General features: G+C 62.9%; 12 protein-coding genes. 4 read left to right on the forward strand and 8 right to left on the reverse strand.

The window, feature by feature from the left end; all coding sequences use genetic code 11:
* Nucleotides 1–324 precede the first annotated feature (324 nt).
* Nucleotides 325–813 carry an RNA chaperone Hfq gene (gene hfq, locus B9Z01_RS08175; protein WP_085481721.1) on the forward strand — a complete coding sequence of 163 codons (489 nt, stop codon included), beginning with the start codon at nucleotides 325–327 and terminating at the stop codon, nucleotides 811–813.
* A 20-nt stretch (nucleotides 814–833) separates the two neighbouring features.
* Here hfq and B9Z01_RS08180 read toward each other — a convergent pair whose 3' ends face one another.
* Nucleotides 834–1,061 carry a hypothetical protein gene (locus B9Z01_RS08180; protein ID WP_085481722.1) on the reverse strand — a complete coding sequence of 76 codons (228 nt, stop codon included), beginning with the start codon at nucleotides 1,059–1,061 and terminating at the stop codon, nucleotides 834–836.
* A 255-nt stretch (nucleotides 1,062–1,316) separates the two neighbouring features.
* Here B9Z01_RS08180 and B9Z01_RS08185 point away from each other — a divergent pair, with 255 nt between their 5' ends.
* The gene (locus tag B9Z01_RS08185; RefSeq protein WP_085481723.1) at nucleotides 1,317–1,508 is read left to right on the forward strand and encodes a hypothetical protein; all 192 of its coding nucleotides are present in this window, start codon (nucleotides 1,317–1,319) and stop codon (nucleotides 1,506–1,508) included.
* A gap of 129 nt (nucleotides 1,509–1,637) precedes the next feature.
* Here the strand turns inward: B9Z01_RS08185 and B9Z01_RS08190 are convergent, their stop codons facing one another.
* Nucleotides 1,638–2,354: a DUF2968 domain-containing protein gene (locus tag B9Z01_RS08190; RefSeq protein WP_085481724.1), complete on the reverse strand. Its 717-nt coding sequence runs from the start codon at nucleotides 2,352–2,354 to the stop codon at nucleotides 1,638–1,640.
* Nucleotides 2,355–2,712: 358 nt separating this feature from the next.
* On the opposite strand from B9Z01_RS08190, the gene B9Z01_RS08195 reads away from it, so the two are divergent.
* Nucleotides 2,713–3,198, forward strand: coding sequence for a DUF2147 domain-containing protein (locus B9Z01_RS08195; RefSeq protein ID WP_085481725.1), 486 nt, complete (start codon nucleotides 2,713–2,715; stop codon nucleotides 3,196–3,198).
* 168 nt (nucleotides 3,199–3,366) lie between these two features.
* On the opposite strand, the gene B9Z01_RS08200 is transcribed toward B9Z01_RS08195, so the two are convergent.
* The 6 genes from B9Z01_RS08200 to typA all read right to left on the reverse strand — a co-directional run bounded on the left by B9Z01_RS08200 (nucleotide 3,367) and on the right by typA (nucleotide 13,294).
* Entirely contained in the window at nucleotides 3,367–3,807 is a 441-nt protein-coding gene (locus B9Z01_RS08200; RefSeq protein WP_085481726.1) for a transposase, read from the reverse strand.
* 201 nt (nucleotides 3,808–4,008) lie between these two features.
* On the reverse strand, nucleotides 4,009–5,106 hold the full coding sequence (gene zapE / locus B9Z01_RS08205; protein WP_085481727.1) for a cell division protein ZapE: 1,098 nt from the start codon (nucleotides 5,104–5,106) through the stop codon (nucleotides 4,009–4,011).
* A gap of 86 nt (nucleotides 5,107–5,192) precedes the next feature.
* Nucleotides 5,193–6,623: a dihydrolipoyl dehydrogenase gene (gene lpdA, locus B9Z01_RS08210; protein WP_085481728.1), complete on the reverse strand. Its 1,431-nt coding sequence runs from the start codon at nucleotides 6,621–6,623 to the stop codon at nucleotides 5,193–5,195.
* A gap of 135 nt (nucleotides 6,624–6,758) precedes the next feature.
* Nucleotides 6,759–8,033 (reverse strand): 2-oxoglutarate dehydrogenase complex dihydrolipoyllysine-residue succinyltransferase, encoded by a 1,275-nt coding sequence (gene odhB, locus B9Z01_RS08215; protein WP_085481729.1) that lies wholly within the window; start codon nucleotides 8,031–8,033, stop codon nucleotides 6,759–6,761.
* Between the two features lie 144 nt (nucleotides 8,034–8,177).
* Entirely contained in the window at nucleotides 8,178–11,039 is a 2,862-nt protein-coding gene (locus tag B9Z01_RS08220; RefSeq protein ID WP_085481730.1) for a 2-oxoglutarate dehydrogenase E1 component, read from the reverse strand.
* 425 nt (nucleotides 11,040–11,464) lie between these two features.
* Nucleotides 11,465–13,294: a translational GTPase TypA gene (gene typA, locus B9Z01_RS08225; protein ID WP_085481731.1), complete on the reverse strand. Its 1,830-nt coding sequence runs from the start codon at nucleotides 13,292–13,294 to the stop codon at nucleotides 11,465–11,467.
* A 328-nt stretch (nucleotides 13,295–13,622) separates the two neighbouring features.
* Here typA and B9Z01_RS08230 point away from each other — a divergent pair, with 328 nt between their 5' ends.
* Complete coding sequence (locus tag B9Z01_RS08230; RefSeq protein WP_085481732.1) at nucleotides 13,623–14,138, forward strand: MarR family winged helix-turn-helix transcriptional regulator; 516 nt, start codon at nucleotides 13,623–13,625, stop codon at nucleotides 14,136–14,138.
* Nucleotides 14,139–14,146 lie beyond the last annotated feature (8 nt).

The raw sequence follows: 14,146 nt of genomic DNA on the forward strand, positions 1-14,146 counted from the left end.
GCGTTGCCATACACGACTTAACGCCGGCCAAGCGCGGTTTATTCCACCGCGGACCACCGTTTGCCCAGCGCGCGCCGCGTCGTTTTGCGCGGCGCCCCTCTTCCTTTTTCGCCAGCCGTGCCGGCCATGCCTGGAGAGTCAGCAGGAAGGCGCCATCGGCCAGCAGATTCGTAACTCAACGTTACAGTGCGCCGTTATCGGATGCTTATGTGCGCACAAGCCGCTATAGTGGATGAAGTTCGCCCCGCCGACGCGTTCTGCCCCCGCATAGAATAGAAAGGGTAGAATCGCGGCGAACCACCGTCTATTTAACCTGAATTGTCCATGGCATCCGCAGAATCGCATCCGCAAAACGACTTCATGAACGCTGCGCGCAAGGAACGAAAGCGCGTCGAGATCTATCTCGTCAACGGCATTCGCCTGACAGGGTGCATCGAGTCGTTCGATCAGTATCTGGTGATGCTGCGCACGCCGGTTGGCCTGCAAGGCATCTACAAGCGCGCGATCTCCACGATCCAGCTCGACACCGGCACGCGGCCGGCACCGCGCGCGGGCCGCACCTCGCACGGCGAGCACGCCGGGCGCGGCCCGCATGGCCCGCGCGAGCATCGTGAGCCGCGCGAGGCGCGCGAATCGTATGGCGCACCGTCGTCGGATCGCCCCACGAACGAACGCGGTAGCGGCAACCCGGACGGCCCGGTGGTCGTGACGCGGCGCCGGCGTCTGTTCGGCACCGGCGGCGAAGGTGGCAATCACGGCGGCAACCACGGCGGCGCGAGCGGCCAGGGCGGCGGCAACGGCAGCAACGAATAAACGATTGTGGCAGCGTTCGGCTAGTCCGTGGACCGGCCAAGCCGCTGCAGGATTTTCTCCAGTTGCATCACCTGCTGCTCCGTCAGTTCGAACCTTCCTTTGACCGCCAGCACGCGGCGGCGCCAGTACACGGCGTCGAGCATGCGCAGCGCCGGTTGCTTCGTCGCCCAATCCAGGTGTTCCAATTCGGCTTCCACGATGTGCGATGCGAGCAGGCGCCGGGCATGCACAGGTTTTTTCCCGTTCATCTGGTTCGCTGTCTTGTAGTTGGGCGGAGTCTTCGTTCGCATCCCGCCCGGTGGTTGGCCTGATGATGCGCATGTTGTCCGCGTATGGATGGATGCGGCCCCGCGAATGCGTTTGCAGAATCTCGCAAGCGAGGACACACCGAGAACGAATCGATGGCGGCCGGTTTCAAACGGTTTCAAACGACACGTCGATGCCATCCCGGCAATCGCCATGCGCTATGCTGAATAGTCGACTCTCTACTTATGGAGCACGTCATGACCAGCAAGAGCCAGCATGCAACTCACCACGCGCGCACGCGTCGGGCGCCGGCCGAGTCTAGCGAGACCCGCCTCGACGAAGCGCTGATGGAAAGCTTTCCCGCCAGCGATCCGATCGCCGTCGACGTGACGCAGCCACATCGCGCGCGGGTGCGGAAAATCCAGCCGAAGAGCAAGAAGCGGCATTGAGACGGCCGGCGGCACGCCCGGCGCGACAGTGAAGCGCGTGCGGATTTCTCGTTCTGGAGCGCAGCGGCGTTGGCTTTAGCCGTTATGACTTGCGCAAAAACGTGGAATCGAAATGCCGTAAAACCTGGCTCAGTGCGGCGGCAAACCGCTTTCCAGTTCGCGCTGCAGCTCGCTCACCTGACGCTGCGCGGCGCGCAACCGGTCCTGCGCGGACTGCTTCTGCTGGGCCAGCGCGATCGCCTCGGCACGCCTCTGCTGCTGCTGGCTCGCGACGATGCTCTGCTGCTGATGCGCCACGTCGAGATCGGCCTGCAGGCGGCTCGCGCGTTCCTGCGACAGCGCGATCATGCGCTGCGTGAACGCCTTCTGCGCTTCGAGCTGCGTGCGGCGAATCTCGACATCCGAAAGCTGCACCGTCTGCCGCACGAAATCCTTGTAGATGAGTTCTGCGCGCGCCACGTCCTGTGTCTTGATCACGCGCCAGAAGTTCTTCTGCTGGAACAGCGCGACGTAGTAGGTCATCTCCTTGCCGTAGAACAGCAGGCTCGCGCCATACGAGCCGTTGTATGTCGTGCGCAATTCGCTCAGATCCGAGCCGCCGATCATCTGCTGCAATTCCGCCACATTCCCCGCGGCGGACTGCCGGCTTTCGTCCGGCGTCAATGCGGAGGTCTCCGCCTCGCCGGCCTGCGATGTGCCCGGCAACGCGGCGTTGCCCCCCGGCCGGGAAACGATCGCGCTCTTCGCGCCACTGTCCTGCGGAGCCTGAGCATTCACTCCCTGTGCGGCGCTCAACGCGATGAGGGCGGCTAGAGCCATCTCTCGCGGCTTCGACTTTCGGTCCATGTAACTCCTGCTGAATGGTTTTTGTTCTAGTGCAAACGGCGAATCGCTACTCGCCTTTGCGGGTTTCGGGCTCTTTACCGAAAACGAGCCGGTGGGAAGCGCCTCGCTCGGTCCAGGCATCAATGCGGCGCTCTCCTGTCAGTTGAACTGGCGCTTGCGGGAAGCGGGCGTATTGCGTGCCGATTAGAAGCTCCACTATCAAACGGTGCGCATGGTTTCGCGTATTCTGCGCTGACGATGCAAACGGCACCCCGCCCGCATCGTCCCGCATTGCGAAGGCCAGTGCTGCAAAAGCGCCAGCAATGCGCATAACGCCGCGCGACCACGATCGCGCCGTCTCTCATCAAGGAGGAAGGCAATGACGCAATTCACTCAACGCGCCCGCGCGATCGCGCTGCGCACCGCCCGACATGCCGCGCTCGCCGGCGCTCTGCTCGCGAGCGCCGTGACGGCCATGGCGCAAACCGATACGCCGGTCGGCACATGGCAAACGATCGACGATCACACCGGCCAGCCCAAGGCGCTCGTGCAGATCACCCAGGACGGCAGCGGCGAGTTGAGCGGCAAGGTCATCAAGGGGCTCGGCGCGAACGATCAACCCGATCGCCGCTGCACCCAATGCACCGACGCGCGCAAGGACCAACCGATTCTCGGCATGACCATCATCGACAGCATGAAGAAGGATGGCGACGCGTGGGATCACGGTCAGATCCTCGACCCGGAGAACGGCAAGGTCTATAAGTGCAAGATGCATCTCGAAGACGGTGGCAACAAGCTCGTGGTGCGCGGCTATATTGGCGTCGCGCTGCTGGGCCGCTCGCAGACGTGGGTTCGTCAGCAGTAAGGTGTGACGTGTGAGGCGCATCAGTCCCCTCGGCGTGTAGCTTGAACCGGCGCATAGCGCTACACCGATAGCGAGTTCCATACGGAGCAACCGCGCAGGATGAAAAGGAAACGGCCGGCGATGAACATCGCGCGGCCGTTTTCATTTGAAGCGAGCCGTTCCGAATGGCTAGGCCGCCTGCTTGAACGACGCCGCATAGGCGAACGGCGACGCTGGCGATGGCGCGGCCGTTGCCGGGTTGTACGCCCCCTGCGCAACCTGGACCACCGCGGCGGTTTTCTGTTGCGCACCCACGTGCGTGCGCATGCGCGCTTCCATCAATTGGCAAAGCTCTTCGCTCGCCGAGCCGAGCAACTGTTCCGTGACGCGCTTGAGCACGCCGGATTCGTACCATGATTTGAAGCGGCGGTGGCACGTCTGGTACGACGGGTATCTGCGCGGCATGGCGGACCACGTTGCGCCGCTATACATGACCCACATCACGCCGTTGAGCACCGCGCGCGTATTGGCAAGAGGCCGGCCGCGCAATTCGGCGCGCGGACGCAGTTCGGGCAGCAGCGGCGCGACACGCTGCCATTCTTCATCGGTAATATCGCGGTACGGATTCATGCTTCCTCCTTTGTCAGAAATACGACAAAAGATAGCCAGTCATCCGCTTGCCGAATATAAGACGACTCCGAATCTTGAAAAAGTCTTGTCTGACGCAGACAGGCTCGCGACAGGACTGCGCCAGAGCGCGCGCATTGATCCGCGCGCATCGTGGTCCGTGAGTCTGGCCCGCGCGGCGGGCAGCGCGGGCTCGAAACCGGCTCAGGTCAGCGACGTATCGACGATCCGTCGCGGCGCATCGAGATACTCCTTCGACTGCATCTCGACGATGCGCGACACCGTGCGCGTGAATTCGTTGGCCATCGGACCATCGACGTACAGTTCCTCAGGCGGCACTGCGGCCGACATCAGCAGCTTGACCTTGTGGTCGTAGAACACGTCGATGAGCCATGTGAAGCGGCGCGCTTCCGAGGCCATGCGCACCGTCATCTGCGGCACGCTCGAGAGAATCACCGCATGAAAGCGGCTCGCGAGTTCGAGGTAGTCGTTCTGCGAGCGCGGACCGCCGCACAGCGTCGCGAAGTCGAACCAGACGACGCCGTCGGCGCGGCGCAGCGCCTTCAGTTCGCGCTTCTCGATATGCAGGATCGGGCTCTCGTCGGGCACGGCCGCGAGCCGTGCGAATGCGTCGCGCAGCGCCTTGTCGGCGGCAGCGCCGAGCGGCGAGTGATACACCTCGACCTGCGCAAGCGTGCGGCGCCGGTAGTCGATGCCCGCGTCGACGTTGAGCACATCGAGTTTCTGCTTGATAAGCTCGATCGCAGGCAGCATGCGGTCGCGATGCAGGCCATCCGGGTACAGCGTGTCCGGGTCGTAGTTGGACGTCATCACGAACTGCACGCCGTTCTCGAACAGCTTGTCGAGCAGACGGTACAGGATCATCGCATCGGCAATATCGGAGACGTGGAATTCGTCGAAACAGATCAGCCGATAGCGCTTCGCGATGCGGCGCGCGAGTTCGTCGAGCGGATCGGCCTGGCCTTTCAGCTCTTCGAGTTCGCGATGCACTTCGCGCATGAATTCGTGGAAGTGCAGACGCGTTTTACGCTGCACCGGCACGATCATGTAGAAGCTGTCCATCAGGAAGCTCTTGCCGCGGCCCACACCGCCCCACATGTACACGCCGCGCGGCAGTTCAGGGTGATTGATCAGCTTCTTGAACGCGTTCGAGCGGCGCGACTTGTATTCGACCCACTCCTCGTAGCACCGCTGCAGGCGGTCGACCGCCGCGCGCTGCGCCGGGTCCGATTGATAACCGCGCGTCTGCAGTTCTTTTTCGTAGTATTCGGTGACGTTCATCGTGTTGCTGCAAAAAGAAAGGCGGGAGGGAGTGAACCCGCCCGCCTTTGGTGATGCCAAGGTTGCGTTCGGTCAGGCGTGCGCGTTTACATGTTCAGCGCGCGCTTGTCCACGGCGAGTGCCGCTTCGCGCATGACTTCCGACAGCGACGGGTGCGGATGGCAAATACGGCCGATGTCTTCCGACGCCGCCTTGAATTCCATCGCCACCACGGCTTCCGCGATCAGGTCCGATGCGTTCGCCGAGATGATGTGCACGCCGAGCAGTTCGTCGGTCTTCGCGTCGGCGATCATCTTGACGAAACCATCCGCCTTGTTGATGCCGAGCGCGCGGCCGTTCGCCATGAACGGGAACTGGCCCGTCTTGACTTCGCGGCCTTCGGCCTTCAGCTGCTGCTCCGTTTTGCCGACCCATGCGATTTCCGGTTCGGTGTAGATCACCCACGGAATGCAGTTGTAGTCGATATGCGGCTTCTGACCGTCGATCACTTCGGCGACCAGCACGCCTTCGTCTTCAGCCTTGTGCGCGAGCATCGGGCCGCGCACCACGTCGCCGATCGCATACACGTTCGGCACAGCCGTCGCGCAGTGATCGTCCACGTCGATGAAGCCGCGCTCGTTGGCCTTCAGGCCGATCGCTTCGAGGCCGAGGTTGTCGGTGTTCGGCACGCGGCCGACCGACACGATCAGACGGTCCGCTTCGAGCGTCTGCGCGTTGCCGTCCTTGTCCGTGTAGGCGATCGTCACACTGTTCTCAGTCGTCTTCACTTCGCCGACCTTCACGCCGACGTGGATGTCGAGACCCTGCTTCTTGAACTGCTTGGCCGCTTCCTTCGAAAGCGCCTGGTCAGCGGCACCGAGGAATTCCGGCAGCGCTTCGAGCACGGTCACTTCCGCGCCGAGGCGACGCCACACCGAGCCGAGTTCCAGACCGATCACGCCCGCGCCGATCACGGCGAGCTTCTTCGGAGCCGTGTCGAAGCTCAGTGCGCCTTCGTTGTCGGCGACGATCTTGTTGTCGACCGGGATGCCCGGCAGATGGCGAGCTTTCGAACCCGTCGCGATGATCACGTTCTTCGCGGTGACCACTTCCGTTTCGCCCTCGCCGCTCACTTCGATCTGCACGCCTGCATCGGTACGGCCGGTGAACTTGCCGTGACCCTTGAGCCACGTGATCTTGTTCTTGCGGAACAGGAATTCGATGCCCTTGGTCATCTTCTCGACGATGCCGTCCTTGCGGGCCATCATCTTCGAGATATCGACCTTCACGTTCTCCACGGAGATACCGTGGTCCGCGAGGTGATGCGAGGCATTTTCAAATTCTTCCGACGACGCGAGCAGCGCCTTCGACGGAATGCAGCCGACGTTCAGACACGTGCCGCCGAGCTTCAGCGCGCCGGCCGGGTTCTTCCATTTTTCGATACATGCGACGGTCTTGCCGAGCTGCGCTGCGCGAATGGCGGCGATATAACCGCCAGGGCCCGCGCCGATCACGACGACGTCAAATTCTTTGGACATGACAATCCTTTTGATGGCGGAACGGCGCCGGGCCACTCGACATGGCGCGCGCCGTTCCTGTACTGCGGAATGCTAAAGACGTGCTACGGATGGCGCCGGCCCGCGGTAGCCGGCCGGCGCCAGTGGAACGTGCGCTTACAGGTCGAGCAGCAGGCGCGCCGGATCTTCCAGCGCGTCCTTCATCGCGACCAGCGACAGCACCGCTTCGCGGCCGTCGATGATACGGTGGTCGTACGACAGCGCGAGGTAGTTCATCGGGCGGATCACGATCTGGCCGTTTTCGACCACAGCGCGTTCCTTCGTGGCATGCACGCCGAGAATCGCGGACTGCGGCGGGTTGATGATCGGGGTCGACAGCATCGAGCCGAACACGCCGCCGTTCGAGATCGAGAACGTACCGCCGGTCATTTCCTCGATCGACAGCTTGCCGTCCTTCGCCTTCTGGCCGAACTCGGCGATCTTCTTCTCGATGTCGGCGAGGCTCAGTTGATCCGCGTTGCGCAGGATCGGCACCACCAGACCACGCGGCGAGCCGACAGCGATACCGATGTCGAAGTAGCCGTGATAGACGATGTCGTTGCCGTCGATCGACGCGTTCACGAGCGGGAACTTCTTCAGCGCGTGAACAGCCGCCTTCACGAAGAACGACATGAAGCCGAGCTTCACGCCATGTTCCTTCTCGAACTTGTCCTTGTACTTGTTGCGCAGGTCCATGACCGGCGCCATGTTCACTTCGTTGAACGTCGTGAGGATGGCGTTGGTTTGCTGCGACTCGAGCAGACGCTCGGCGATGCGCGCACGCAGACGCGACATCGGCACGCGCTGTTCCGGACGGTCCTTGAGCCACTGCTCGGCCGATGCCGGCGCCTTGACGTCCGGCAGCGAAGGCTTCGCCGCCTTCGGTGCGGCAGCCGGAGCCGGTGCGGCCTTGGCGGCGGGTGCGCCAGCGGTGAGCACGTCGCCCTTCGTGATGCGGCCGTCGCGGCCCGTGCCGGCAACGTCGCCAGCGGCCAGACCCTTCTCGGCCATCAGCTTGCCGGCAGCCGGCGAAGCAGCGGTGTTCGAGCCGGTGGCAACGGCAGCCACGGCAGCCGGTGCGGCAGTGGCAGCCGGTGCAGCGACCGGAGCCGGCTTCACTTCGGCTTCGACAGCAGCGGCGCCTGCGGTGCCTTCAGTGTCGATCTTCGCGATCACCTGGTCGGCAACGACGGTGTCGCCGTCGTTCGAGATGACTTGCGCGAGCACGCCGGCTGCGGGTGCCGGCACTTCGAGCACGACCTTGTCGGTCTCGATTTCGATGAGGATTTCGTCCTGAGCGACAGCCTCGCCGGGCTTCTTCTTCCACTGCAGCATGGTGGCTTCCGAGACCGACTCGGAAAGCTGGGGAACCTTGACTTCAACAATAGCCATTATGAGTATCCTGAATACGTATCGGGTGACGGCGCAATTAACGACGACCGCCTGCGAACCGTGCGCGCCGCGCAGGAACCTTCATCGGATCACTGGGCGCGGCGCGGGAAAGCGCAGTGCGCTTTCCCGGTTCGTCTGTTCTCTTTATTTAGCGATCGACGCGCTCTTGAGGCGGCCGAAAGCGCCTTCGATCAGCGCCTTCTGCTGCTCGTAGTGCTTCGCGTAGTAGCCGACTGCCGGCGAGGCCGAAGCCGGACGGCCGCTGTACGCCAGCTTCTGTCCTTCCTTCATGCCTTCCTTCAGGTGGTGCTCGATGTAGAACCACGGGCCCTGATTCTGCGGCTCGTCCTGCACCCACACCACTTCGGTCGCGTTGTCGTACTTCTTCAACTCCGCTTCGAACTGCTTGTGCGCGAACGGATAGAGCTGTTCGATACGGACGATCGCGACGTCGTTCGCCTTCGCTTCGCGGCGATGGGCGACCAGGTCGTAGTACACGCGGCCCGAGCAGGCCAGCACGCGCTTGACCTTCTTCGCGTCGATGGCTGCGTCGATTTCGCCGATCACCGGCTGGAACGAACCCTTCGCGAGGTCCGACAGATCCGACACGGCTTCCTTGTGACGCAGCAGCGACTTCGGCGTGAAGACGATGAGCGGCTTGCGGAACAGGCGGATCATCTGGCGACGCAGCAGGTGGAAGATCTGCGCCGGCGTGGTCGGCTGAACGACCTGCATGTTGTGGTCTGCGCACAGTTGCAGGAAACGCTCGATACGCGCCGACGAGTGCTCCGGACCTTGGCCTTCGTAGCCATGCGGCAGCATCATGGTCAGGCCCGACACGCGGCCCCACTTCACTTCGCCCGACGAGATGAACTGGTCGATCACGACCTGCGCGCCGTTCACGAAGTCGCCGAACTGCGCTTCCCATGCGACGAACGTGTTCGGTTCAGCGGTCGAGTAGCCGTATTCGAAGCCGAGCACCGCTTCTTCCGACAGCACCGAGTCGATCACCGTGAACTTCGCCTGACCTTCGGCGATGTTCTGCAGCGGCACATACGTGCCGTCGTTCCAGCGCTCGCGGTTCTGGTCGTGCAGCACCGCGTGACGGTGCGTGAACGTGCCGCGGCCCGAGTCCTGACCGGTCAGGCGCACGGCATAACCGGACGCGACCAGCGACGCGAACGCGAGGTGTTCGCCCATGCCCCAGTCGAGCTTCGCTTCGCCGCGGCCCATGGCGCGACGGTCGTTGATGACGCGCTCGACGAGCGGGTGCACCTTGAAGTTCTCGGGAATCGTGGTGATGCGCTCGGCGAGGCGCTTCAGTTCCGCGAGCGGCACGGCCGTGTCGGCCGCGTCGGTCCACTTGCGGTTCAGGAACGGCACCCAGTCCACCGCGTACTTGCTCTTGTAGTTCGAGAGCACCGGGTCGATCGTGTGATGGCCTTCGTCCATCGCCTTGCGATAGGCCTTGACGAATTCATCGCCTTGTTCGGCCGTGATCACGCCTTGCTGCACGAGCTTTTCAGCGTACAGCGCGCGCGTGCCCGGGTGCTTCGCGATCGTCTTGTACATGAGCGGCTGCGTGACCGCCGGAGTGTCCTGCTCGTTGTGGCCGAGCTTGCGGAAGCAGACGATGTCGACCACGACGTCCTTGTGGAACTGGATGCGGAAGTCGATCGCCATCTGAATCGCCAGCACGACCGCTTCGGGGTCGTCGCCGTTCACGTGCAGCACCGGCGCTTCGATCATCTTGACCACGTCCGAGCAGTACAACGTGGAGCGCGAGTCGCGCGGGTCCGACGTCGTGAAGCCGATCTGGTTGTTGATGACGATGTGCAGCGTGCCGTGCGTGCCGTAACCGCGCGTTTGCGCGAGGTTCAGCGTTTCCATCACGACGCCCTGGCCCGCGAAAGCCGCGTCGCCGTGAATCTGCACCGGCAGCACCTGCAGGCCGGTGTCGTCGCCGCGACGGTCCATGCGGGCCTTCGCCGAGCCTTCGACCACCGGGTTGACGATTTCGAGGTGCGACGGGTTGAACGCGAGCGACAGATGAACCGGGCCGCCTTCGGTCGAAACGTCAGACGAGAAACCCTTGTGGTACTTCACGTCGCCGGCCGGCAGGTCGTCGACGTGCTTGCCTTCGAATTCGGCGAACAGGTCGGCCGGCATCTTGCCGAGCGTATTGACCAGCACGTTCAGACGGCCACGGTGAGCCATGCCGATGACGATTTCCTGAACGCCGTTCGCGCCGCCGTGACGCACGACTTCGTCCATCGCCGCGATGAAGCTCTCGCCGCCTTCCAGCGAGAAGCGTTTCTGGCCGACGTACTTGGTGTGCAGGAAGCGCTCGAGGCCTTCCGCGGCCGTCAGGCGGTTCAGGATGTGCTTCTTCTTGTCGTTGCTGAAGTTCGGCGTGGAGCGGATCGATTCGAGCCGCTCCTTCCACCAGCGCTTCTGCTCCGGATCGCTGATGTACATGTACTCGGCGCCGATCGTGCCGCAGTACGTGTCGCGCAGGGCCTTGACGATGTCGCGCAGCGTCGCGCGCTCGAACCCGAAGTACAGATTCGTTGCGCTGAACTCCTGGTCCATGTCGGCTTCGGTGAAGTCGTAGAACGCGGGTTCGAGTTCGGGGATCGCGGGACGTTCGCGGCGCTTCAGAGGATCGAGATTGGCCCATTGCGAGCCGAGGAAGCGATATGCGCCGATGAGGGACTGGACATAAACCTGTTTGCGGGCCGTAGCGAGGTCTTCGCCGCCGGTCGCCGCGCGCGGCAGGAAGGCATTGGCCTTGGCGCGCTGGGCAAATGATTCGACGATCGGGCCGTGGGCCACGTCGTTGGCATTGCTGCCGTCCGATGCGGGTACGTTTTGCAACGCATCGAAATAGCTGCGCCAGGTCTCGGGCACTGACGCCGGATTATCGAGATACGCTTCGTACATTTCTTCAACGTACGGAGCATTGCCGCCGAACAGATAAGAGTTCGACTGGAATTGCTTCATCATTTTTACGCTCACCTTTCTTCGAGCTTCTCGAGAAATAGCGGGTTACAGAACCTTCCGCGACACGGCCTGACCGTTTAGCGGATTGCGCGAATCAAGTCTTGCTTGGAAGGACCTAAAACTGTGCACCCGGGAGCATAGCACAGAACGAATAGCCCAGATAGCGAACAGCATAGGTGCCCAAGCCCGCCATGACGGGCGTTTCGCGGGTGGTACGGCATCCCCTTCGTGGCGCGCAACGGTGTTCTGTGAAAAATGGCGGCGAATGCGACCGGCGGCGAAGCGCTGCAATAGACGGGGGCGCACCGCGCCTTATGAACCGCACCTCATGGCGCCGCCCGGCTCGCCGCGTTTGCATGCGCCGGAAACGACGAAGCCACCCGAAGGTGGCTTCCGTTTGCTGCTATCCAGACAGGCTCGAGGCTCGCTTACTCGCTCACGACCTTGTTGCGGCTCGCGCTGCGGCGCTCGTGTTCCTTCAGGTAGCGCTTGCGCAGACGGATCGACTTCGGCGTGACTTCGACCAGTTCGTCGTCGTCGATGAATTCGACCGCGTATTCGAGCGACAGCTGGACCGGCGGCACGAGACGCACGGCTTCGTCGGTGCCCGACGCGCGCACGTTCGTGAGCTGCTTGCCCTTGATCGGGTTCACGACGAGGTCGTTGTCGCGGCTGTGAATGCCGATGATCATGCCTTCATAGAGCGCCTCGCCCGGCGACACGAACATGCGGCCGCGATCCTGCAGCTTCCACAGCGCATACGCGACTGCCGCGCCGTCGTCCTGCGAGATCAGCACGCCGTTGCGACGCTCGCCAACCGCGCCTTCCTTGACCGGCTGGTACGAATCGAACGTGTGGCTCATCAGACCCGTGCCGCGCGTGAGCGTGAGGAATTCCGACTGGAAGCCGATCAGACCACGCGCCGAAATGCGGTACTCGAGACGCGTACGGCCACGGCCGTCCGACGCCATGTCGAGCATTTCGCCCTTGCGGCGGCCAAGCTCTTCCATCACGCCGCCCTGGTGGGTGTCTTCCATGTCGACCGTCAGGTTTTCGTACGGCTCGTGCTTGACGCCTTCGACTTCCTGCAGCACCACGCGCGGACGCGACACGGCCAGCTCATAGCCTTCGCGACGCATGTTTTCGACGAGAATGGTCAGATGCAGCTCACCGCGGCCAGCCACTTCGAACGTGGTTTCGTCGCCGGTATCGCGCACGCGCAGCGCGACGTTATGGTTCAGTTCCTTCATCAGGCGGTCGCGAATCTGGCGGCTCGTGACGAACTTGCCCTCGCGGCCGGCGAGCGGCGACGAGTTGACGAGGAAGTTCATCGTCAGCGTGGGTTCGTCGACGGTGATCATGGGCAGCGCTTCCGGCTGTTCCGGCGAGCAGATCGTCACGCCGATGCCGACTTCCTCGATACCGTTGACCAGCACGATGTCGCCCGCTTCAGCCGAATCGACCTGCACGCGGTCGAGGCCCTTGAACGACAGCACCTGGTTGATCTTGCGATTGAGGATTTCGCCGTCCGGGCCCGAGCGCACCGCGACGGCCATGCCCGGCTTGATGCGGCCGCGCGTGATGCGGCCAATGCCGATACGGCCGACGTACGACGAATAGTCGAGCGAGGTGATCTGCAGTTGCAACGGACCGTCCGGGTCCGCCGGGCGAACCGGCACGTGCTCCAGGATCGCCTCGAACAGCGGCCGCATGTCGCCGTCGCGCACTTCCGGCGTGAGGCCGGCATAACCATTGAGGCCCGACGCGTAGACGATCGGGAAGTCGAGCTGCTCTTCGCTTGCGCCGAGTTTGTCGAACAGGTCGAAGGTCTGGTTGATGACCCAGTCGATCCGCGCGCCCGGGCGGTCCACCTTGTTGACCACAACGATCGGCTTCAGGCCGAGCGCGAGCGCCTTCTTCGTGACGAAGCGCGTTTGCGGCATCGGGCCTTCCACCGCGTCGACGAGCAGCAGCACCGAGTCGACCATCGACAGCACGCGCTCCACTTCGCCGCCGAAGTCGGCGTGCCCCGGCGTGTCGACGATGTTGATGTGCGTGCCTTCGTACTCCACCGCGCAGTTCTTCGACAGGATCGTGATGCCGCGCTCTTTTTCGATGTCGTTCGAGTCCATCACGCGCTCGGCGATCTGCTGATTCTCGCGGAACGTGGCGGTCTGACGGAGAAGCTGGTCGACGAGCGTGGTCTTGCCGTGGTCGACGTGAGCAATGATGGCGATGTTGCGTAGGGCGCGGGTCATAGGAAACCTGAAGACAGTTGGAGTGCGCCGCCTGCTTATGCTGCTGGTTGAGGGAGATAAACCACGACAACAAGCCCAAAGCGCACTTTTGGGAACCCAACATTGTAGCATGACGAGATGATGCTTTCTGGTATTCCCCGATAGACCACCCGCCCTTCCCGCTACTACGGCCGGGGCGCAACGCTGCCGCAGCCCTCCCTACGGCAAACCGTACCCTTTTTTGCTTTAAGTGGGAAAAATCCTTGCCTAAGCTGTAATAACGCTTGTCGTGTCAATCAACAGCCGACTATACTAATGCCTAGTCAACCATTGCATTCGCACGAGAATCATGCCGGAGCCGTCCAACGAACCCACGCCGGACCTCAGCGAGTATCAGCTCGGCGAAAGCGTCGGCTATCTCCTGTCGCGGGTGAAATCGACCATGTCGAATCTGATCACGCAGCGCAGCATGGCCGAACTGGGCATCACCAGCCAGCAAGGCAGCATCCTCTTCATGGTGGCGAGCGGCAAATGCCTGCTGGCCGCCGAACTGGCCCGTGAATACGGCATCGACGCGAGCGCCGTCACGCGGCTCATCGACCGGCTCGAGAAGCGCGGCCTGCTCACACGGGTGCGCAGCAACGAAGACCGGCGCGTCGTGCGCCTCGCGCTGACACCGGAAGGCCACGCGATCGCCGCTCGCATGCCGGGCATTTTCAATGGCGTGCTCGATAGCCTGCTGAGCGGCTTCACCCCCGAGGAAGTGGGCTTCCTGAAGAGCATGCTGCGCCGCGTGCTCGTCAATTCCGGCGAACAGACGGGACTTACCCGCGATGCCGCAAGCAATTTCGATAGCAAATCGTAAGAAATTAC

The sequence above is a fragment of the Paraburkholderia susongensis genome (assembly GCF_900177725.1).
GTDB lineage: Bacteria > Pseudomonadota > Gammaproteobacteria > Burkholderiales > Burkholderiaceae > Paraburkholderia > Paraburkholderia susongensis.